Here is a 20,069-nt window from a genome sequence, read left to right on the forward strand (position 1 = left end):
GGGCAACGAGGACTCGTGTGCGGCGGCGGCGCGGCGGCGGGCTGGGTGAACCGCCGCCTGCGCATGCCGCCTCGTCAGCTCATCACTTGATCGCGATCTCGTCGAAGTTGAACGAGCCGTCCGGCGCGACGTAAGCGCCCGACAGACGCTTGCTGCGCGCATACACGACCTTCTCCTTGACGAGGAAGATCCACGGCGCGTCGGCCCAGATGCGCTTCTGCGCATCGGTGTAGAGCGCGGCCTTCTGCGTGCGGTCGGTGGTTTCGAGCGCCTGCTTCAGATCGTTGTCGACCGCGTCGCTCTTGTAGTACGACGTGTTGACCATCTTCGGCGGAATCGAGTAGCCCGCGAGCAGCGGGCTGATCGCCCAGTCCGCCTCGCCGGTCGACGACGACCAGCCCGCGTAGTACATCCGCACCGGCGCGGTCGCCGGGTCCTGCGCGCTTTCGACCTTGGCGACGCGCTGACCCGCTTCGAGCGCCTCGACGCTAGCCTTGATGCCGACCTGCGCGAGCTGTTGCTGCACGAACTGGATCACCTTCTGCGCGGTCGAGTAGTTATACGCGGACCACAGCGTCGTTTCGAAGCCGTTCGGATAGCCCGCTTCCTTCAGCAGTTCGCGCGCCTTCGCGGGATCGTACGGCCAGGGTCCGAGCTTGACCGCATAGTCGACGCCCTGCGGCACGACGCCGTCGGCCGGCGTCGCGTACCCGGCGAACGCGACCTTCGTCAGCGCTTCCTTGTTGACCGCGTAATTCAGCGCCTCACGCACCTTCGGGTTGTCGAACGGCTTCTGGTTCATGTTCATGCTGATGTAGCGCTCGATGATCGACGGCGCCGCGATCAGATCGACCTTCGGGCTCGACTGCAGTTGCGCGGCCTGCTCGAACGGCACCTGGAACGCGAAGTCCGCTTCGCCGGTGCGGATCAGCGCGGCACGCGTGTTGTTGTCGACGACCGGCTTCCAGTCGATCGCATCGATCTTCGGATAACCCTTCTTCCAGTAGCCGGCGAACTTCTTCACGGTCAGGTCGCCGGCCGGGTCCCACTTCACGAGTTCGAACGGGCCCGTGCCGACCGGATGAAACGCGATGTCCTTGCCGTACTTCTTCAGCGCGTCCGGCGAGATCATCACCGCAGACGGATGCGCGAGCACGTTGATGAACGCCGAGAACGGCGTTTTCAGCGTGACGCGCACCGTGTACGGATCGACCACTTCCGTTTTCTCGATGCGGCTGAACATGTTGTAGCGCTTCAGCTTGTTGGCCGGATCGGTCACGCGGTCGAAGTTCGCCTTCACGGCGGCCGCATTGAAGTCGGTGCCGTCCTGGAACTTCACGCCATGGCGCAGCTTGATCGTATAGACGCGCGCGTCGGGGCTCGCCTCATAGCTGTCGGCGAGCACGTTGACGAGCTTCATGTCCTTGTCGAAGCCGAACAGCCCCTGATAGAACGATTTCGCGACCGCCTGCGACAGCGTGTCGTTCGCGTCGTACGGATCGAGCGACGTGAAGGTCGACGCGACGGCCATCACGGCCGTCGTTTCGGCGTGCGCCAGATTGCCCGCGAGCGTCGCGAACACCACCGCGCCGCCGCTGACGAGCGCGCGCAAACGAAACGGAGAGGACGGGAACAGCAGGTTCATGAGATTGCTCCAGGCTGCGAGTTAAGGATGTGACAGGGCCGTTATGGTTGGCGTGGCTTCAATTGCTGATGTTTCTCTTGCTGTTGCTTCGATTGCCGATGCTTCGGGTCTCGCGCTTCAGGTCTTCCGCTTCAATGCGATGCGGCGCTTCGCTCAATAAGCGCCGCCGACGCGATGCTGCGCGACGAAATGATCCGGGCCCACCGCGACGAGCGGCGCGACGACCGGCTCGTCGTGCAGCGCGCGGATCGGGCTCGGAATATCGTCGGCGGCGAGCATGCGTTGCGCGTGACGGCGCGCGGGATCGGCGACCGGCACCGCACTCATCAGCTTCTTCGTGTACGGATGCTGGGGCGCCTCGAACACCGCGCGACGCGGACCGATCTCGACGATCTGGCCGAGATACATCACCGCGACGCGATGGCTGACCCGCTCGACCACCGCCATGTCGTGCGAAATGAACAGATACGCGACGCCGAGCTCGCGCTGCAGGTCGAGCATCAGATTGACGATCTGCGCCTGCACGGAGACGTCGAGCGCGGACACCGATTCGTCGGCGATCACGACCTTCGGATTCAGCGCGAGCGCGCGAGCAATCGCGATACGCTGACGCTGCCCGCCCGAAAACTCATGCGGATAGCGGCGCGCGGCCTCGGCCGGCAAACCGACTTTCTCGAGCAGCCATGCGACGCGCGCCTGCGCTTGTCCACCCTGCGCGACGCCATGCACGAGCAGCGGCTCCATGATCGAGAAGCCGACGGTCAAGCGCGGATTCAACGACGCGAACGGGTCCTGGAAAATAAACTGGATATCGCGGCGCAGCGCCTGCAACGCGGGCCCGGTCAGCGAGCTGATCTCCTTGCCAGCGAATTCGATCGAGCCACTCTGACTTTCGACGAGCCTCAGCAGCGAGCGGCCCGTGGTCGACTTGCCGCAGCCCGACTCGCCGACCAGCGCGAGCGTTTCGCCGGGCCGCAGATCGAAGCTGACTTTTTCGACCGCATGCACACGGCCCGTCATACGGCCGAACAGGCCGCTACGGACCGGAAAGCGCGTGACCAGATCGCGCACGCGCAGGATCGGCGGCGTGTCTTCGCGCACCAGCGGCTGCGCTTCTTCGGCGACAGCCGCCGCCGGCTGCACCGCCGCATCGGCGCCGTTCGCGCCGGCCTGCTCGACGCTCAGGATCGGAAAGCGCGCGGGCTGATCGGTGCCGTGCATCGAGCCGAGCCGCGGCACCGCCGCGAGCAGCGCCTTCGTGTACGGATGCGACGGTGCGGCGAACAGCGTGTCCGACGCGCCCTCCTCGACCTTCTCGCCGCGATACATGACGAGCACGCGGTCGGCCACTTCGGCGACCACGCCCATGTCGTGCGTGATGAAGATCACGCCCATGTTCATCTCGTCCTGCAAGCCGCGAATCAGTTGCAGGATCTGCGCCTGGATCGTCACGTCGAGCGCGGTGGTCGGTTCATCGGCGATCAGCAGCGCGGGCTTGCACGACAACGCCATCGCAATCATCACGCGCTGGCGCATGCCGCCCGACAGCTGATGCGGGTAACGCGCCGCGACGCGCCTTGCCTCGGGAATCCGCACGATCTCGAGCAGACGCAAGGTTTCGGCGCGCGCGGCCTCGCGGCTCTTGCCCTGGTGCAGCGCGATCGCCTCGCTGATCTGATCGCCGACCGTGAAGACCGGATTGAGCGAGGTCATCGGCTCCTGGAAGATCATCGCGATGTCGGCGCCGCGAACTGTGCGCATCGTGCCGGACGACGCCTTCGCGAGATCGAGCACGCTGCCGTCGCGCCGCCGGAATGCGATGCTGCCGCCGGCAAGACGGCCGCCGCCATGCTCGATCAGCCGCATCAGCGCCAGCGACGTGACCGACTTGCCGGAGCCCGATTCGCCGACGATCGCGAGCGTCTCGCCGCGCTCGACGGTGAACGACAGATTGCGCACCGCGTTGAAGGTCGAGTCGCCGCGGCGGAACGCGACCGTCAGATCGTCGACCGCGAGCACGCGCAGCGGCGGCAGGGTTTCGATAAGCGGGCTGGCGGTGTGCGAGGAAGTCGGCACGGTGGTTCCTTTGCTTTGAATTCGAACGCGGCTATCGGGGCCTCAGGCAGGTGGCGACACGCGCCAGCGGCTAGCGATAGATCGCCGTCACGGGCGCTTCGCCGAGCCGCGCGAAACCGCGGTACATACCCTCGGTATTGAACGGCAGCGTGACGTTGCCCCGCGCGTCGACGGCGACGAGGCCGCCGCGTCCGTCGATCTTCGGCAAGCGGTTCATCACGACTTCGTGCGCGGCTTCTTCGAGCGAGACCTGGCGATAGGCCATCTGCGCGGCCACGTCGTAGGCGGCGACCATGCGCATGAACATTTCGCCCGCGCCGGTGGTCGATACCGCGCAGGTCGCGTCGTCCGCGTAGCAGCCCGCGCCGATCAGCGGCGTATCGCCGACGCGGCCCACCTGCTTGTTGGTCACGCCGCCCGTCGAGGTCGCCGCGGCGAGATGCCCGTGGCGGTCGAGCGCGACTGCGCCGACGGTGCCGAACTTGCGATTCGGATCGATCGGCTCGTGCGGCGTCGGGTCGTCGCTGCTCGAAGCCTTGGACGCGAGCGTCGCGGCGTCGTGATCGAGCATCGGACGCTGCTGCTCACGCGCCAGTTGCCATTGGCGATAGCGCGCGTCGGTATCGAAGTAGCTGTTGTCGACGAACTCGAGCCCCTGCGCGGCCGCGAACGCTTCCGCGCCGTCACCGGTGAACAGCACGTGGTCGCTGCGCTCGAGCACGCGGCGCGCGGCGAGAATCGGATTGCGCACGCGCGTCACGCAACAGATCGCGCCCGCGTCGAGCGTGCGGCCGTCCATGATCGCGGCGTCGAGCTCGTGCGTGCCGGCCGCCGTGTAGACCGCGCCGTGGCCCGCATTGAAGAGCGCGCAGTCTTCGAGCAGCCGCACCGCTTCGCTGACCGCGTCGAGTGCGCTGCCGCCGTCGGCGAGCACGCGCTGGCCAGCGCTCAGCACCGCGTTGAGCGCCGCGTGATATCCGGTTTCGGCGCTGGCCGACATCGACGTGCGCAGGATCGTCCCGGCCCCGCCGTGAATGGCAATGACTGCGTTGGAGTTCATCGTTTGGATCGTGGAGTGCGGGTGGTTCGGGGAGCGCGGGGTGCTGTGATGGCTTTTGCTTCGGCATCCCTGGCTTTCGTGCTTCTGGCTTGGGTGCTGTCGGCCTTCGCGCCGTCGCTGTGTTTTAGCCTTGCAGCCCTCGCGCGCGCGGCTTTGCTCAGGGCGCGCGCCGGCTCCTGCGCGGCGCCGGCCGCGCCCGACTGCGGATCGAACAGCCACGGCAGCACGAACTCGCTGACCTCGGCGGCCGCCTTGACCGAGCGTTGCGCGCGATACGCGACCGCGTCGCACAACGCCTCGATGACCGCGAGCACGGCCGAATCGGCATTCGACGCGAGACGCCGGTCGGTGCGGACATACAGCGACAGGTCCGCGAACCGCACGAGCGGCGAGCGCGGACCGTCGGTGAGCGCGAGCACGCGTGCGCCGCGTTCGGAGGCGCGGCGCGCGAGCTCGATCGTGTCCTCGACATAGCGCGGAAACGCGATGCCGATCACGAGATCGCCCGGGCCCGAACCCACGAGGTGCCGCGCCGCATGCGACGGCCCGCCGCTCAGCGCCAGCGAATGCACGTTGTCGTGATACGGCAGCAGTCCGTGCTCCATCAGGCTCGCGAGAAACGCGCTGGCGCCGAAGCCGATCACGAATACGCGACGCGCGGCGATGATCGCGTCGACGGCGGCGTCGGCGGTCGCGCGATCGATCGACGTACGCGTTGCGTGCAGATTGTTGGCGGCCTGCTCGAGCGACGCGTCGATCAGATCGTCACCGGCCGCGAGCGTTTCCTGCGCGCTGCGCAGCCGCTCGACCGGCGCGAGCGTCGCCTCGAAGCCACGCACGAGCGCCTCGCGAAACTGCGGATAACCGTCGAAGCCGAGCGCGCGCGCAAAGCGATTCGCGCTCGCGACCGACGCGCCGACCACGCTCGCGAGCTCGTCGATACGCATCGTCGCCGCGCGGAACAGATGGGCCAGCACGTACTCGCCCATGCGCTGGTGGATCGGCGTGAGCGTCGGCATCGCGGCGGTGATGCGCGCGGCAATGGCCTGCTCGGCGGGGTTCGACACAGCGGACGGGTGATGGATCATGCGAACGGACAGGCGCGGTTGTTCTATGCGAATGGGATGAAATTATATTTACATGAAACACGCGCCGAAAAAAATTCATTTTCATTATTTCGAGGGTTTTCACCGACCGAAGGTCTTCAGACAATGGAGTTCAGCATCCACGCCATGCCGCACCCCGATGAAAACCCATTTTCATCGGGGCGATGGCTGGCTTCATCGCGTGCCGCGCTCCGCCGCTCAGCACGCCGCCGCGCTCTGTTCGGGAATGCCCAGCAGCCGCGCCGCCGGCGACATCACGATGATCAGCGCCTGCACGACGAACGCGAGCGACGCCGCGACCAGACACACGTCGATGCTCCAGCGCGCGCTGAGCGCGGCGCCGAGCAGCGCGCCCACCGGCCGCGCGCCGTAGGTGGCGGTGCTGATCAGCGCGGACACGCGGCCGATCATCCGTTCGGGCGTGATCGCCTGACGCAGCGTGGTCGAGCCGACGACCCACAGGATTGGTCCCGCGCCGAGCAGGAAGAAGCTCGCGAGCGCGAGCCAGAACGATGGGACGATCAGCGTCGCCACCATCACGAGCGACGCGAGCAGCCCGCACGACGGTCCGACGATCAGCAGACGGCCGAATGCGAGACGCCGCGCGACCGCGGGCGCGGCGAGCGCGCCGCAGACCATGCCGACCCCGTACGCGCCGAGCGTCACGCCGACCGCCGAGGCATTGAGCCCCAGCCGATGCACCGCGTAAGGCACATAGACCGCCTGCAGGATGAAGAAGCCGAGATTGAAGAACACGGCGGTCAGCAGCATCGGCAGCAGCAACGGATCGCGCAGCACGAAGCGCGTGCCGTCGCGCAGCTCCAGCATGAAGTGCCGCCGCGGCGCGGCCGCGCGCGGCGGCTCGCGCAATCCCGCCAGCAACGCGACCGCGAACGCCGACAACATCGCCGCGCCGCCATACGCCCAGCCCGCGCCGATCCAGCCGACCAGCACGCCGCCCAGCGCCGGCCCCGCCGAATACGCGACGCTGCGCGCGAGTTCGAGCCGGCCGTTCGCGCTCGCATAGGCGTCGCGCGGCACGATCGACGGCACCAGCGACGGCGCCGCAACGTTGTAGGCGACCGTACCCGTCGCGGCGACGAAGCCGAGCGCGGCGAGCAGCGGCAGGTTCAGCGCATGCGTGAGCACCAGCAGCAGCACGCACAGCATCGCGCAGACCCGCACGCTCTCGGCGAGCGTCATCAGCACGCGGCGCGAGCGGCGGTCGGCCCAGACGCCGAGCGGCATCGACAGCAACAGGAACGGCAGCGTCTGCGCGGTTTGCAGCAGACCGGTATCGCGCGCGTCGGCGCCGAGCGCGAACACCGCGACGAGCGGTGCGGCGGCGAGGCTGATCTGCTCCGGCCGATTGCGCGCACAGGTTCGACCAGGCGAGGCGCTGGAATGCGCGGGGCAGACGTTGCGCATTGGACGGCGAAGACGACGAAGGGGAAGACGTGGCGGACATCGATGCACTCCCGAGGTTTGACGTGAGGCATTCATCGTCGGCGCTTGGGACTTGCGGGGCGCTCCGCTTCTTGCGGTGTTATTCTTCGCTCGCCATGAATCTCGAAAGCATTCTCTTTACTCAAGGTTTCGGTTCGCGCCGCCAATGCCGTGCGCTGATCGGCGACGGCCGCGTCAGCGTCGACGGTGCGATTTGCACCGATGCCGACGCCGATTTCGCTGTTGATGGCGGCGCGTTGCGTTTTAGCGTCGACGGCGTCGAATGGCCGTATCGCGAGCATGCGTATCTGCTGCTGAACAAGCCCATCGGCTACGAATGCTCGCGCGATCCGCAGCATCATCTGAGCGTGTTCAGCCTGCTGCCGCCGCAGTTCGCCGAGCGCGGCGTGCAGTGTGTCGGCCGTCTCGATCAGGACACCACGGGCCTCCTGCTGCTCTCCGACGACGGCAAGTTCGTGCATCAGTTCACGTCGCCGAAACGCAAGATGCCGAAGCTCTACGTCGCGACCACGCGCCATCCGCTCGACGACGCGCAGCTCGCCGCGCTGCGCGACGGCGTGCTGCTGCACGGCGAAACGAAAGCGAGCGCCGCACTCGACGCCCAGGCGCGCGACACTCACACGCTCGCGCTCACCGTGCTCGAAGGCAAATACCACCAGGTCAAGCGGATGATCGCGGCCTCGGGCAACCGCTGCGAGGCGCTGCATCGCGAACGGATCGGTGGGCTCGCGCTTCCCGCGGCGCTCGCGCCCGGCGCATGGCAATGGCTCGACGAAGCGGGTCTTGCCGCGCTGCGGGCCGGGTAAACGACTAGCCGCAATGAGGGCCCGCCTAAGCCCTTGATGCGCCGGAGAAAGCCCGCGCGCATTGCGGTGCACCGAACATAGGCCGTTGCGTTGCAGCATGCCGTTGCTTACATGTCGCCCTATACTCGTCTAAACAAACGACTACAAAGGTTTCAAGGAGGGGCGCCATGCAAATCGACGGCACGATGGCGTTTTCGCACGCGATGATCTCGTTTATCTGCCTTGCGCTGCTGCTGGTCGGCGGATTGCTGGTCATCATGCGGCTGCGGCACAAGTACCATCCGAATCTGATCGGCGCATTGATCGGCGGCATGCTGTGCTTCCTGTTGCTGGAAGTGCTGCCTGCGCTGACCTGATGCCGGTTGGACCGCGCAGCTCGTGTTGCGCGGCGCATTGAGGCGGTGCGGCGGATACGCTTTGCGGGGCAACTCCGCCCTCGCGAGGCGATATTTTGTTTCTGCTGCCGGCCTAGCCGCGTTTCCCGTTCGCCTCGCGCAAAAAATCCTCGACGCTCGGATAGCGCAGACGTACCCGCAATTCTTCCTTCAGACGCCGGTTCACGAGCCGGCGCGACTCGCGCATGAACGACAGCAGCAGCGGATCGATCTGCTGCTCCGCCTGCTCTCTCGTGATGCGCGGCGGGCGCGCGAGCCCGAACGCATCGGCGACCGCGTCGAAATACTCCCCCATTTTCAGCGACGAATCGTCGGACGCGTGCAGTGCGCGCGCGGGCCGGCCATGCGTGGCGAGACGCACGAGGATCGCGGCGAGGTCGTCGGCGTGGATGTGATTCGTGTAGACGTCGTCGGCATCGACGAGCGCCGGCGTGCCTCTTTCGAGCCGCGCGAGCGGCAGACGGTTGCGCGCATAGATGCCCGGGATCCGCGCGATGCTCGTGGCGACGCTGCCGCGCGCCGTCGCGCGCCGCAACTGCCGCTCGGCCGACACGCGACGTTTGGCGCGCGCATTCGCGGGTCGCGGCGCGCGCGTTTCGTCGATCCACGCGCCGCCGCAATCGCCGTAGACGCCCGTCGTGCTCGCGTAAACGATGCGCACCGGTGCGCGCGAAGCGCCGGTCCGGCGCACCCCGTCGGGTACAATATCGGGTGTTTCAGCGTCCAGACCTGAAGCGCGCGCACGGCGCAACCGCGCGATCGGCGCGACGGACGACCTCGCCGCGCAAGCGTTCATGCGGCCCGCGGCACCTAACGTCGCAAGCAGCGCGCGAGTGCGTCGATCGTCGTCGCCGGACTTCTGCGGCGGCGCGAGATGCAGCACCGTCGGCGCGAGGCGCGCGAGCCGTTTGAGGCTGCCGCGCGCGTCGAGATCGCCGACGAGCGGCGTCGCGCCCGCGGCGCGCAACTCATCGCAGCGCGCGGCATGGCTCGTCAACGCGAAGATACGCGCGCGCGGCCGCAACAGGGGCACGCAGCGCATGCCGACGTCGCCGCATCCTACGATCAGCACGCGCGGCCGGCGGAAGTTTCGTGTCGCTTTCATGGTGGGCGCATTGTAGCGGTCACACGCAACAGGTACCGCGCGGTTGATCCGGCGGGTCCCATTACGATTCCGAATTTTCGATTCCGAACACTTTATGGCATTTAACGTCACGCTCCGGCAAACCGGCCGGCAGTTTCAGGTAGAACAGGACGAACCGGTGCTCTCCGCAGCGCTGCGTCAAGGCATCGGCCTGCCGTACGGCTGCAAGAACGGCGCGTGCGGTTCGTGCAAAGGCACGGTCGTGAGCGGCGAGGTCGAACAGCGCGCGCACTCGTCGTCGGCGCTGTCGAACGACGAAAAGACGCGCGGCATGGCGCTCCTGTGCTGCGCGAGCGCGTGCTCCGATCTCGAAGTCGACATCCGCGAAGTGGCCGGCGTCGGCGATGTGCAGGTCAAGAAGCTGCCGTGCCGCGTGAACGCGATCGAGCGCAAGGCCGACGACGTGATCGTCGTGAAGCTGCAACTGCCCGCCAACGAACGTCTGCAATATCTGGCCGGCCAGTACCTCGAATTCATCCTGAAGGACGGCAAGCGTCGCAGCTATTCGATGGCGAGCGCGCCGCACGTCGAAGGCCCGGTCGAGCTGCACATCCGCCACATGCCCGGCGGTGCGTTCACCGACCATGTGTTCAACACGATGAAGGAGCGCGACATCCTGCGCTTCGAAGCGCCGCTCGGCACGTTCTTCCTGCGCGAAGACTCGGACAAGCCGATCGTGCTGCTCGCGTCGGGCACCGGCTTCGCGCCGCTGAAGGCGATCGTCGAGCATGCGGTGTTCAAGAGCATGACGCGCCCCATGACGCTCTACTGGGGAGCGCGCCGCAAGAAAGACCTGTATCTGCTCGAACTCGCCGAGCAATGGGCGCGCGAGATTCCGAACTTCAAGTTCGTGCCGGTGCTCTCCGAGCCCGATGCGGGCGACGCATGGACGGGCCGCACGGGCTTCGTGCATCGGGCGGTGATCGAGGATCTGCCCGATCTGTCGGCCTACCAGGTGTATGCATGCGGCGCGCCGGTGATGGTCGAATCGGCGCTGCGCGACTTCACGCAGCATCATCAGTTGCCGGAAGACGAGTTCTACGCGGACTCGTTCACCAGCGCGGCCGATCTCGCGAACGCGGTCTGATTGCACGGCGGCAAATTCCCCCCGATGCAGCGCCAGTGCAAATTCATGGTTTACACCAGCGCTTTTCTTATCGTATTCTTTCGCGCATGAACCGTATCCAGTCCGAATTCCGACGTCGCCGCTCGCCGCTCCCTTAGGGACGCCGCTGGCTTCGTCACGGACTCGCGCCACACAAAACCTGGGCGCAAGCTGTTCGAATCATGAAAGCCACGGCATGCCGTGGCTTTTCTGTTTTTCCGGCCGCCTTTCTTATTGGCCAAACCGTCACCGTTTCTTCACCCTGCTCTTACCCTTTTGCCTGGAGCCTGCCGTCATGAATTTCAATGAGTATCCAATCGATTCGCTGATGTACATCACGAACCGACCTGAAATCGTTTTCACGCACGGCAAAGGCTCGTGGATTTACGACAACAACGGCCAGCGCTACCTGGATTTCATTCAGGGCTGGGCGGTCAATAGCCTCGGCCACTGCAACGACGGCATGATCGAAGCGCTGAACCAGCAGGCCAAGCTGCTGATCAACCCGTCGCCGGCGTTCTACAACGAGCCGATGGCGAAGCTCGCGAGCCTGCTCACGCAGCACAGCTGCTTCGACAAGGTGTTCTTCGCGAATAGCGGCGCCGAGGCGAACGAAGGCGCGATCAAGCTCGCGCGCAAGTGGGGCAGGAAGTTCAAGGGCGGCGCGTTCGAGATCATCACGTTCGACCACAGCTTCCACGGCCGCACGCTCGCGACGATGTCGGCCAGCGGCAAGCCGGGCTGGGACACGATCTACGCGCCGCAGGTGCCGGGCTTCCCGAAGGCGGACCTGAACGACATCGCGTCGGTGGAAAAGCTGATCAACCCGAAGACCGTCGCGGTGATGCTCGAGCCGATCCAGGGCGAAGGCGGCGTGATCCCCGCAACCCGCGAGTTCATGCAGCAACTGCGCGAGCTGACGAAACAACAGAACATCTTGCTGATCGTCGACGAAGTGCAAAGCGGCTGTGGTCGCGCCGGCACGCTGTTCGCGTATCAGCTGTCGGGCATCGAGCCGGACATCATGACGCTCGGCAAAGGCATCGGCGGCGGCGTGCCGCTCGCGGCGCTGCTGTCGAAGGCGGAAATCGCCGTGTTCGAAGCGGGCGATCAGGGCGGCACCTACAACGGCAATCCGCTGATGACCGCGGTCGGCTACTCGGTGATCTCGCAGCTGACGGCGCCGGGCTTCCTCGAAGGCGTGCGCTCGCGCGGCGAATATCTGCGCACGAAGCTGCTCGAGCTGTCCGAGGAGCGCGGCTTCAAGGGCGAGCGCGGCGAGGGTCTGCTGCGCGCGCTGCTGCTCGGCAAGGACATCGGCTACCAGATTGTCGAGAAGGCGCGCGACATGCAACCCGACGGTGTGCTGCTGAACGCCGCGCGTCCGAGCCTGCTGCGCTTCATGCCGGCGCTTAACGTGACGACCGGAGAAATCGACCAGATGCTGGCGATGCTGCGCTCGGTTCTCGACTCGCTGTAATCAACCACGGAGCGCACCGATGACGACGAACACGACGCTGTCGATCCGCCGCTTCGACGCGACCGATACCGAAGCCGTGATTGCGCTATGGCAGGACGTGTTTCCCGAGTATCGCGACGTGACGCGACCGCAGCGCAACCCGCGTCAGTCGATCGCCAATAAGCTCGCGACGCAACCGGAGCTGTTCTTCGTCGCGGTGCTCGATGGACGCATCGTCGGCACCGTAATGGGCGGCTATGATGGACACCGCGGCTGGTTGTATTCGCTCGCGGTCGACGCATCGCTGCGACGTCATGGCATCGGCACGCGGCTCGTCGCGCACGTCGAGAGCGAGTTGACGAAGCTTGGTTGTCCGAAGCTGAACCTGCAGGTACTGTCGTCGGCAACGGCTGAAATACGGGCGTTCTACGATGCGCTCGGGTATCGCGCCGATGCGGTGATCAGCCTCGGCAAGCGGCTCGGCCAATACGCCGACGCGGCCCCGGCCAGTTGATTCGCGTCGTACGCCTGATTAAAGAAAGCCGCATGCGTTGCTTGACGCATGCGGCTTTTTCAATGGTTCTCCCGCAAGCAGCGCACATATCGGCGGATTCGGACAAATAGCAGATGGCGAGCAGTCGGATTGCCTAAAATCGTTTACGCACGAGACGACGCCGGCGCTGGAAAGACAGGTTTGCGGCGAATCGCGACCCTTCCCCCCCGGGGGCGGCTCATGCGTCTGAGTCCCAACGCGTTGGAATCCTAAGGGGAATCTTCATGGCGACTTATGTGGTGCTCCTGCAATTTACGGATCAGGGTATCCGCACGATCAAGAACAGTGCAGAGCGAGCCGGGCAGGCGGCGGAAATGGCGAAATCTTTTGGCTGCGAGATGAAGCAGATCTACTGGACGTTAGGGGCATACGACGTTGTCTCGGTCGTCGAAGCGGCAGACGAGCAGAGCTTCCTCGCCTTCGGCTTCGCACTCGGCTCGGCCGGCAATGTCCGCTCGCAAACGCTGCGTGCGTTCACAAAAGACGAAATCAGTTCGGTTATCGGGCGACTCCCTTAATTCACGTCCCAACCAGAAAAATAAAACGCGCCCCGCGACATTGCATCGCGGGGCGCGTTGCAAGCCGGACGTGTGCGCAAAGGGCATACGTCCAACTATTCACCCACTCATTCACCCACTCATTCACCCAGATAGGCGGCCCGAACCTTCGGATCGTCGAGCATCTGTTTCGCGTCGCCCGACATCGTGATCAGACCGGAGTCCATCACGTAGCCGCGATTCGCCGCCTGCAGCGCGAGCCGCGCGTTCTGCTCGACGAGCAGCACGGTCATGCCTTCAGAGGAAATCAGGCGCACCACTTCGAAGATCTTCTCGACCATGATCGGCGACAGACCCATCGACGGTTCGTCGAGCAGCAGCAGTTTGGGCCGCGAGATGATCGCGCGTGCCATCGCGAGCATCTGCTGCTCGCCGCCCGACAGCGTGCCCGCGTATTGCGATGCACGCTCCTTCAGACGCGGAAAGAAGCCGAACATGCGCTCGACGTCCGACTTGATGGCGTCGGTATCATTGCGCAGATACGCACCCATCTGCATGTTCTCGACGATCGACATGCGCGCGAAAATGCCGCGCCCTTCCGGCACCATCGCGAGACCGCGCTTCAGAAGCTCATGCGCGGGCAGGCCCTTGATCGACTGACCCATGTACTCGATGTCGCCGGCCGCATACGCCTTCAGGCCGGTGATCGCCTTCATCGTCGTGGTTTTGCCCGCGCCGTTCGCGCCGATCAGCGTGACGAGTTCGCCCTGCCCGACCTCGAGGTCGACACCCTTGACCGCCTGGATGCCACCGTAGTTGACCTGCAGGCCCTTGATTTTCAACATTGCTTGCGTCGTGGACATCAGTGGACCCCCGCACCCAGATAAGCTTCGATCACCTTCGCATCCTTCTGCACGTCCTGCGGCAGACCTTGCGCAATCACCTTGCCGTAGTCGAGCACCGTCATCTGATTGCACAGACCCATCACGAGCTTCACGTCGTGTTCGATCAGCAGAATCGTCTTGCCGTCCGCACGGATCTTGTCGAGCAGCCTGGTCAGCTCGACCTTCTCGGTGGCGTTCATGCCGGCCGCCGGTTCGTCGAGCGCGAGCAGCTTCGGATCGGTCGCCAGCGCACGCGCGATTTCGAGCCGCCGCTGGTGGCCATACGACAGGTTGCGCGACGTATAGTCCGCGTACTGCGTAATGCCGACGTAGTCGAGCAGTTCGAGCGCGCGCTCCTTGATCTCGCGCTCTTCCTGGCGTTCGGCCGGCGTCTGGAACACCGCGCCGAGCAGACCGTGCTTCGTGCGCACATGACGACCGACCATCACGTTTTCGAGCGCGGTCATGCCGCCGAACAGACGGATGTTCTGGAACGTGCGCGCAATGCCCGCCTTCGCGACCTGATAGACCGCGGTCGGCGTGTAGCTCTCGCCGTCGAGCTTGAACTCGCCTGAATCCGGCGTGTACAGACCCGTGATCACATTGAAGAAGGTGGTCTTGCCGGCGCCGTTCGGGCCGATCAGGCCGTAGATCTCGCCCGCGCGGATCTGCAGGCCGACCTCGGAAAGCGCCTGAAGGCCGCCGAAGCGCTTGTTGACGCCCTTCACCGACAGCCGGGTCGTCGCGTTGTTGCTTACGTTATCGCTCATGTCTTTTTCTCCACCGGACCTTATGCGCGCACCGGCTTCTTGCCGCCACGCTTCGCCAGCTTCGCAATCCTGTCTTCGTGCTTCGGCGCGGGCCACAGGCCTTCCGAGCGGTACAGCATGATCACGACCATCGCGAGGCCGTACAGCAACTGACGGATCACTTCGGTATCGACGATTTCATGGCCGAAGATCATGTTCTGCAGCGGACCCATCGTCGAGCGCAGGAACTCGGGGAACACCGCGAGCAGCACCGCGCCGAGGATCACGCCCGGAATGTGGCCCATGCCGCCGAGCACCACGCAGGCGAGCACCACGACCGATTCCCAGAACGTGAACGATTCCGGCGACACGAAACCCTGGAACGAGGCGAACATCGCGCCCGACAGGCCGCCGAACGACGCGCCCATCGCGAACGCAAGCAGCTTCACGTTACGGGTATTGATGCCCATCGCCTTGGCGGCGATTTCGTCTTCGCGGATCGCGGCCCACGCGCGGCCGATACGCGAATGCTGCAGACGCGTACAGGTCCAGATCACGAACAGCGCGCACAGCACGAACAGGTAGTAGTACAGGTACACCGACGGAAACTGCATGCCGAACAGCGAGTGGGTCTGCGCGAGGCTGAAGCCGCCGACAGACACCGGATCGATCCCGGTGATCCCCTTCGGGCCGTTGGTGATGTTCACCGGACGGTCGAGGTTGTTCATGAAGATCCGCACGATTTCCCCGAAGCCGAGGGTCACGATCGCGAGGTAGTCGCCACGCAGACGCAGTGTCGGCGCACCGAGCAGAATCCCGAACATCGCGGCGAGCGCCATCGCGATCGGCGCGATGATCCAGATCGGCACGTGGATGCCGTTCGGCGCGAGATGCGCGATCCACTCGAATTGCGTCGCGAGGTGCGGTGAGCTCAGCAGCGCGGCCGTGTAGGCGCCGATCGCGTAGAACGCGATGTAGCCCAGGTCCAGCAGGCCGGCAAAGCCGACCACCACGTTCAGGCCCAGCGCGAGCATCACGTACAGCATCGCGAAGTCGAGCACGCGGACCCAGTAGTTGCCGCCCGCGGCACCGATGACCATCGGCGCGGCGATCACGAAGATCGCCGTGAGAATACCGATAGTCAGCGTCTTCGTGCGGTTCTTTTCGGGGATGAGCGTCGTGGACGGCTCGATCGGTTGAATTGAGGTCATGATTGTTGACTCCTTGTGGCCCGGGATCAGGCGCGATCCGCGACACGTTCGCCGAGCAGACCCGACGGACGGAACACCAGCACGACGATCAGCACGATGAACGCGAACACGTCCTGGTAGTTACTGCCGAACACGCCGCCCGTGAGGTCGCCGATATAGCCGGCACCCAACTGCTCGATCAGGCCGAGGAGCACGCCGCCGACCATCGCGCCGCCGAGATTGCCGATACCGCCGAGCACCGCCGCGGTAAAGGCCTTCAGGCCAGGGATGAAGCCCATGTAGAAGTGCGCGTTGCCGTATTCGGACGCGATCATCACGCCGGCGAGCGCAGCCAGCGCCGAGCCGATCATGAAGGTCGCCGAAATCACGAAGTTCGGGTTCACACCCATCAGACTCGCGACGTTCGGGTTCTCGGCGATCGCGCGCATCGCACGGCCGAGCCTGGTCTTGTGCACGAGCAGCAGGAGGCCGCCCATCACGAGGAACGCCGCCACGATGATCACGATTTCAGTCATCGAGATCACGGCGCCGGGCGTCGTGTCGGTGGCCTTGATCACGTTGAGCGGGTCGGTGGGCAACAACTGCGGGAACGGCAGCGGATTGCGCGACCAGATCATCATCGCGAGCGTCTGCAGCAGAATCGATACACCGATCGCGGTGATCAGCGGCGCGAGACGCGGCGCACGCCGCAACGGCCGGTAGGCGACCCGCTCGATCGTGTAGCCGACCACCGCGCAGACCGCCGCCGCGATGATCAACGCGATCACGAGCGTCAGCACATTGCCGAGGCCGGGGAAGTGGTTCTGCAGCACACCTATGGCGGAGAGCGCAACCATCGCGCCCACCATCAACACGTCGCCGTGGGCGAAGTTGATGATGCCCAGAATGCCGTAAACCATCGTATAGCCCAGTGCGATGATGGCGTAGACACTGCCAAGCACCAGTCCATTGATGATCTGCTGGATGAAGATATCCATTTAATGCTCCTTAGCCCGTGCGACTGGATTCGCGTTTTTCATCTGCCGGTGGGCGGTGATGCGCTACGAATCTCAACGGCACTGCGGGTACTGATGTAAAAGACCGGTAAGGGTTATCCGTTGCCGGCTTGCCCTGACGACCGTGATGCGGTCGCGAGCTCACCTTGGGCGGATGCAAAAACGGCACCGTTGGATGGTGTCGGTGCCGTCAGGCCGAACTTCCCGTCATCACATCTTTACGACGTCGAGCACTGCTTTCTTGCCGTCCTTGAAGTCGTAAAGCGTAATGGCGCCCTCTTTCAAATCACCCTTGTCGTCGAACGCGATGTGGCCGATTACCCCGTTGTAATCGGTCGAAGGCATCGCAGCCAGCACCTTGGGCGCCTCGATAGAATTAGCGCGCTTCATTGCATCGACGATCACGTACACAGCGTCATACGTGAACGGCGCGTAAATCTGCACCGGCGTGTGGAAGCGGTCCTCGTACTTCTTTTCGAAGTCCGCTCCATTGGTCATTTTCGAAAGCGCGAGTCCTGCTTCCGAACAGACCAGGTTTTGCACGGCGGTACCCGCCAGCTCACCTACCTTGTCGGTACACACACCGTCGCCGCCAAGGATTTTTGCCCTGATACCGAGCGCCGCCGCCTGCTTCGTAAACGGCCCGCCCGTCGCGTCCATGCCGCCGAACATGATGGCGTCCGGCTGAACACTCTTGATCTTCGTGAGAATGGCCCGGAAGTCCGTGGCCTTGTCGCTCGTCGCCTCCCGCGCGACGATCTTCGCGCCGCTCGCCTCGGCGGTCTTCGTGAACTCGTCCGCGAGACCTTTGCCGTAGGCGGTCGCATCGTCCACGACCGCGATGCGTTTGGCGCCCAGCGCCTTCGTCGCGTAATTGGCGAGCGCCGGACCCTGCTGCGCGTCGGTCGCGACCACCCGATAGGTCGTCTTGAACCCTTGCTGCGTATAGGCCGGATTCGTCGACGACGGCGAGATCTCGACGATGCTCGCGTCGCTATAGATCTTCGACGCCGGAATCGAGACCCCGGAGTTCAGGTGTCCGATCACCGCGACCACGTGATCGTCGACCAGCTTCTGCGCGACGGCGGTGCCGGTTTTCGGGTCCGCCGCATCGTCCTGCGCGTCGAGTTGCAGCTGGATCTTGCGACCGTCGATCGTCAAACCCTGCGCATTGATTTCTTCGACCGCGAGGCGCGCCCCATTTTCGTTGTCCTTGCCCAGGTGCGCGATGCCGCCCGTCAACGGAGCCGCATGACCGATCTTCACGATAGTCGCTTCGCTCGCGGCGGCAACCGCCGCGGCCGAGGCCGCCGATGCGCCCGTTCCCGCTTCGCCATCCTGTTTCTTGCCGCACGCGGTCAGCATCGCAACCGTGGCCGCGATGGACACGGCGTAAGCAAATTTGACTCGCATCAAGTAAGGTCTCCTGCGCCTTGCAAAATCCACTGTCCAGGACCTCAAGGCCTTGAGAACGCGCGCATTGTAACTCCAATTATGCGGGTGGCAATATTGTTGAACCGGTGGGGTTTTCCTGCATTGCAACCTGATTTTGAGAGCGAAATCCGTTAAAAGGCGCAACCTGGTTGCGATCCGTTTTCGTGCACCAGTTGCACCGGCGCCGAACCCGCTGGCATCAAGTGTTGCGGGCGATCGGCGCGAATCCCGGATAGGCCGGGCTTTGCGTCGGTATGACCATTTAGCGCGCGCTCGGTAAATTGCACCAATTCAGTGCATACTCAATCCCTCTTAAGGCTTTGGCGAGCTTAAAGCGGGGACGCATCGTGCCAAAATCGATAAAAGCCCCGATCACAATTCAAAATAATTTGTGCGCGAGACCACCGAAAGTCGACCGGTCATTCGATGTGGCACTTAATTTAATCGGAGGTTCGTCGGGGCACGGGCATAAAAAAAGCGCGCCCACGGGCGCGCTTTCCTTTCAGTGTAGCTAACGGATTGTCAGGCTGGCAGACCGAGCCCGCGTGGCAGCGGAAACGCGATGTTTTCCTCGATGCCCTCGAGCGCGCGCACGTTGCGCACACCCAGTTCGCGCAAACGCGCGATCACCGCCTGCGCAAGCACCTCCGGCGCCGACGCACCGGCGGTCACGCCAATGCGGCGCTTGCCCTCGACCCAAACCGGATCGATCTGATCGGGCGAATCGACCATATAGGCTGGCACGCCGAGCTTCTCGGCGAGTTCGCGCAAGCGGTTCGAATTCGAGCTGTTCGGACTGCCGACGACGATCACGACGTCGCACTGCGGCGCCATGAACTTCACTGCGTCCTGGCGATTCTGCGTGGCGTAGCAGATGTCCTGCTTCTTCGGCTCACGGATGGACGGGTACTTGGCCTTCAGCGCGCCGATGATTTCGGCGGCGTCGTCGACCGACAGCGTGGTTTGCGTGACGAAGGCGATCCGCTCCGGATCGGCGAGTTGCAACGCCTGCACATCCTCGATGTCCTCGACCAGATGCATGCCCTCGGCCGCCTGGCCCATCGTGCCTTCGACTTCCGGGTGGCCCTTGTGGCCGATCATCACGATGTCGAAACCGTCCTGGCGCATCTTCGCGACTTCGATATGCACCTTGGTCACGAGCGGACAAGTGGCGTCGTACACCCGCAGCCCGCGCGACTCCGCCTCCGAGCGCACGGCCTTCGACACGCCATGCGCGCTGAAGATCACCGTGTTGCCCGCCGGCACTTCGTCCAGGTTCTCGATGAAGATCGCTCCCTTCTTGCGCAGGTCTTCGACCACATAGGCGTTATGGACGATTTCGTGACGCACGTAGATCGGCGAGCCATACAGCTTGATGGCCCGCTCGACGATCTCGATCGCCCGGTCGACGCCGGCGCAGAACCCGCGTGGCTGGGCCAGCAGGATCTCCGCTTCGGCAAGAGTCGTATCCGTGATGCTCATG

The 20,069-nt window shown here is 64.6% G+C and carries 17 protein-coding genes and 1 pseudogene; 6 read left to right on the top strand and 12 right to left on the bottom strand.

Annotated elements, in window-relative coordinates:
* Positions 1-82: 82 nt before the first annotated feature.
* The 5 genes and pseudogenes from gsiB to HDG34_RS04865 form a co-directional block, all read right to left on the bottom strand.
* Positions 83-1,645 carry a glutathione ABC transporter substrate-binding protein GsiB gene (gene gsiB / locus HDG34_RS04845; RefSeq protein WP_184058143.1) on the bottom strand — a complete coding sequence of 521 codons (1,563 nt, stop codon included), beginning with the start codon at positions 1,643-1,645 and terminating at the stop codon, positions 83-85.
* A 153-nt stretch (positions 1,646-1,798) separates the two neighbouring features.
* A complete protein-coding gene (locus HDG34_RS04850) occupies positions 1,799-3,721 on the bottom strand; it encodes a dipeptide ABC transporter ATP-binding protein (protein WP_184058145.1) in 1,923 nt (640 codons plus the stop codon).
* 70 nt (positions 3,722-3,791) lie between these two features.
* Positions 3,792-4,781, bottom strand: coding sequence for an isoaspartyl peptidase/L-asparaginase family protein (locus HDG34_RS04855; protein WP_184058147.1), 990 nt, complete (start codon positions 4,779-4,781; stop codon positions 3,792-3,794).
* The gene (locus tag HDG34_RS04860) at positions 4,778-5,869 is read right to left on the bottom strand and encodes a MurR/RpiR family transcriptional regulator (RefSeq protein WP_184058148.1); all 1,092 of its coding nucleotides are present in this window, start codon (positions 5,867-5,869) and stop codon (positions 4,778-4,780) included. Before HDG34_RS04860 ends, HDG34_RS04855 begins: the two co-directional genes overlap by 4 nt.
* 216 nt (positions 5,870-6,085) lie before the next feature.
* A pseudogene (locus HDG34_RS04865) lies at positions 6,086-7,355 on the bottom strand (MFS transporter).
* A 94-nt stretch (positions 7,356-7,449) separates the two neighbouring features.
* Here HDG34_RS04865 and HDG34_RS04870 point away from each other — a divergent pair.
* Positions 7,450-8,160: a pseudouridine synthase gene (locus HDG34_RS04870; protein ID WP_184058151.1), complete on the top strand. Its 711-nt coding sequence runs from the start codon at positions 7,450-7,452 to the stop codon at positions 8,158-8,160.
* Positions 8,161-8,327: 167 nt separating this feature from the next.
* The gene (locus tag HDG34_RS04875; protein ID WP_090801547.1) at positions 8,328-8,516 is read left to right on the top strand and encodes a hypothetical protein; all 189 of its coding nucleotides are present in this window, start codon (positions 8,328-8,330) and stop codon (positions 8,514-8,516) included.
* A gap of 112 nt (positions 8,517-8,628) precedes the next feature.
* Here the strand turns inward: HDG34_RS04875 and HDG34_RS04880 are convergent, their stop codons facing one another.
* Complete coding sequence (locus HDG34_RS04880) at positions 8,629-9,660, bottom strand: SDR family NAD(P)-dependent oxidoreductase (protein WP_184058153.1); 1,032 nt, start codon at positions 9,658-9,660, stop codon at positions 8,629-8,631.
* Positions 9,661-9,754: 94 nt separating this feature from the next.
* Here HDG34_RS04880 and HDG34_RS04885 point away from each other — a divergent pair, with 94 nt between their 5' ends.
* From HDG34_RS04885 to HDG34_RS04900, 4 genes are all read left to right on the top strand, one after another.
* Positions 9,755-10,786 (top strand): CDP-6-deoxy-delta-3,4-glucoseen reductase, encoded by a 1,032-nt coding sequence (locus HDG34_RS04885; protein ID WP_184058155.1) that lies wholly within the window; start codon positions 9,755-9,757, stop codon positions 10,784-10,786.
* A 313-nt stretch (positions 10,787-11,099) separates the two neighbouring features.
* The gene (locus tag HDG34_RS04890; protein ID WP_184058157.1) at positions 11,100-12,284 is read left to right on the top strand and encodes an acetylornithine transaminase; all 1,185 of its coding nucleotides are present in this window, start codon (positions 11,100-11,102) and stop codon (positions 12,282-12,284) included.
* A gap of 19 nt (positions 12,285-12,303) precedes the next feature.
* On the top strand, positions 12,304-12,777 hold the full coding sequence (locus HDG34_RS04895) for a GNAT family acetyltransferase (RefSeq protein WP_184058159.1): 474 nt from the start codon (positions 12,304-12,306) through the stop codon (positions 12,775-12,777).
* Between the two features lie 263 nt (positions 12,778-13,040).
* Entirely contained in the window at positions 13,041-13,334 is a 294-nt protein-coding gene (locus HDG34_RS04900; protein WP_018421572.1) for a GYD domain-containing protein, read from the top strand.
* Positions 13,335-13,453: 119 nt separating this feature from the next.
* Here the strand turns inward: HDG34_RS04900 and HDG34_RS04905 are convergent, their stop codons facing one another.
* The 6 genes from HDG34_RS04905 to ispH all read right to left on the bottom strand — a co-directional run bounded on the left by HDG34_RS04905 (position 13,454) and on the right by ispH (position 20,068).
* Complete coding sequence (locus HDG34_RS04905; protein WP_409259243.1) at positions 13,454-14,158, bottom strand: ABC transporter ATP-binding protein; 705 nt, start codon at positions 14,156-14,158, stop codon at positions 13,454-13,456.
* A 17-nt stretch (positions 14,159-14,175) separates the two neighbouring features.
* Positions 14,176-14,967 carry an ABC transporter ATP-binding protein gene (locus HDG34_RS04910; RefSeq protein WP_184023151.1) on the bottom strand — a complete coding sequence of 264 codons (792 nt, stop codon included), beginning with the start codon at positions 14,965-14,967 and terminating at the stop codon, positions 14,176-14,178.
* Positions 14,968-14,987: 20 nt separating this feature from the next.
* Positions 14,988-16,157 carry an ABC transporter permease subunit gene (locus HDG34_RS04915; protein ID WP_184058163.1) on the bottom strand — a complete coding sequence of 390 codons (1,170 nt, stop codon included), beginning with the start codon at positions 16,155-16,157 and terminating at the stop codon, positions 14,988-14,990.
* Positions 16,158-16,183: 26 nt separating this feature from the next.
* Complete coding sequence (locus HDG34_RS04920; protein WP_184051600.1) at positions 16,184-17,134, bottom strand: branched-chain amino acid ABC transporter permease; 951 nt, start codon at positions 17,132-17,134, stop codon at positions 16,184-16,186.
* Between the two features lie 228 nt (positions 17,135-17,362).
* Entirely contained in the window at positions 17,363-18,565 is a 1,203-nt protein-coding gene (locus HDG34_RS04925) for a branched-chain amino acid ABC transporter substrate-binding protein (protein WP_184058165.1), read from the bottom strand.
* A 543-nt stretch (positions 18,566-19,108) separates the two neighbouring features.
* Positions 19,109-20,068 (bottom strand): 4-hydroxy-3-methylbut-2-enyl diphosphate reductase, encoded by a 960-nt coding sequence (gene ispH, locus HDG34_RS04930; RefSeq protein WP_184006365.1) that lies wholly within the window; start codon positions 20,066-20,068, stop codon positions 19,109-19,111.
* Position 20,069 lies beyond the last annotated feature (1 nt).

Origin of the sequence: Paraburkholderia sp. HC6.4b, assembly GCF_014200875.1 — a bacterium.
Classification (GTDB): Bacteria; Pseudomonadota; Gammaproteobacteria; order Burkholderiales; family Burkholderiaceae; genus Paraburkholderia; species Paraburkholderia tuberum.

Excerpts from the sequence above, each read along its gene's own strand:
- HDG34_RS04875 (WP_090801547.1), top strand. The coding sequence starts at position 8,328 with ATGCAAATCGACGGCACGATGGCGTTTTCGCACGCGATGATCTCGTTT.
- HDG34_RS04920 (WP_184051600.1), bottom strand. The coding sequence starts at position 17,134 with ATGGATATCTTCATCCAGCAGATCATCAATGGACTGGTGCTTGGCAGT.
- ispH (WP_184006365.1), bottom strand. The coding sequence starts at position 20,068 with ATGAGCATCACGGATACGACTCTTGCCGAAGCGGAGATCCTGCTGGCC.
- HDG34_RS04885 (WP_184058155.1), top strand. The coding sequence starts at position 9,755 with ATGGCATTTAACGTCACGCTCCGGCAAACCGGCCGGCAGTTTCAGGTA.
- HDG34_RS04925 (WP_184058165.1), bottom strand. The coding sequence starts at position 18,565 with ATGCGAGTCAAATTTGCTTACGCCGTGTCCATCGCGGCCACGGTTGCG.
- HDG34_RS04855 (WP_184058147.1), bottom strand. The coding sequence starts at position 4,781 with ATGAACTCCAACGCAGTCATTGCCATTCACGGCGGGGCCGGGACGATC.
- HDG34_RS04905 (WP_409259243.1), bottom strand. The coding sequence starts at position 14,158 with ATGTTGAAAATCAAGGGCCTGCAGGTCAACTACGGTGGCATCCAGGCG.
- HDG34_RS04890 (WP_184058157.1), top strand. The coding sequence starts at position 11,100 with ATGAATTTCAATGAGTATCCAATCGATTCGCTGATGTACATCACGAAC.
- gsiB (WP_184058143.1), bottom strand. The coding sequence starts at position 1,645 with ATGAACCTGCTGTTCCCGTCCTCTCCGTTTCGTTTGCGCGCGCTCGTC.
- HDG34_RS04900 (WP_018421572.1), top strand. The coding sequence starts at position 13,041 with ATGGCGACTTATGTGGTGCTCCTGCAATTTACGGATCAGGGTATCCGC.
- HDG34_RS04880 (WP_184058153.1), bottom strand. The coding sequence starts at position 9,660 with ATGAAAGCGACACGAAACTTCCGCCGGCCGCGCGTGCTGATCGTAGGA.
- HDG34_RS04910 (WP_184023151.1), bottom strand. The coding sequence starts at position 14,967 with ATGAGCGATAACGTAAGCAACAACGCGACGACCCGGCTGTCGGTGAAG.
- HDG34_RS04915 (WP_184058163.1), bottom strand. The coding sequence starts at position 16,157 with ATGACCTCAATTCAACCGATCGAGCCGTCCACGACGCTCATCCCCGAA.
- HDG34_RS04895 (WP_184058159.1), top strand. The coding sequence starts at position 12,304 with ATGACGACGAACACGACGCTGTCGATCCGCCGCTTCGACGCGACCGAT.
- HDG34_RS04860 (WP_184058148.1), bottom strand. The coding sequence starts at position 5,869 with ATGATCCATCACCCGTCCGCTGTGTCGAACCCCGCCGAGCAGGCCATT.
- HDG34_RS04870 (WP_184058151.1), top strand. The coding sequence starts at position 7,450 with ATGAATCTCGAAAGCATTCTCTTTACTCAAGGTTTCGGTTCGCGCCGC.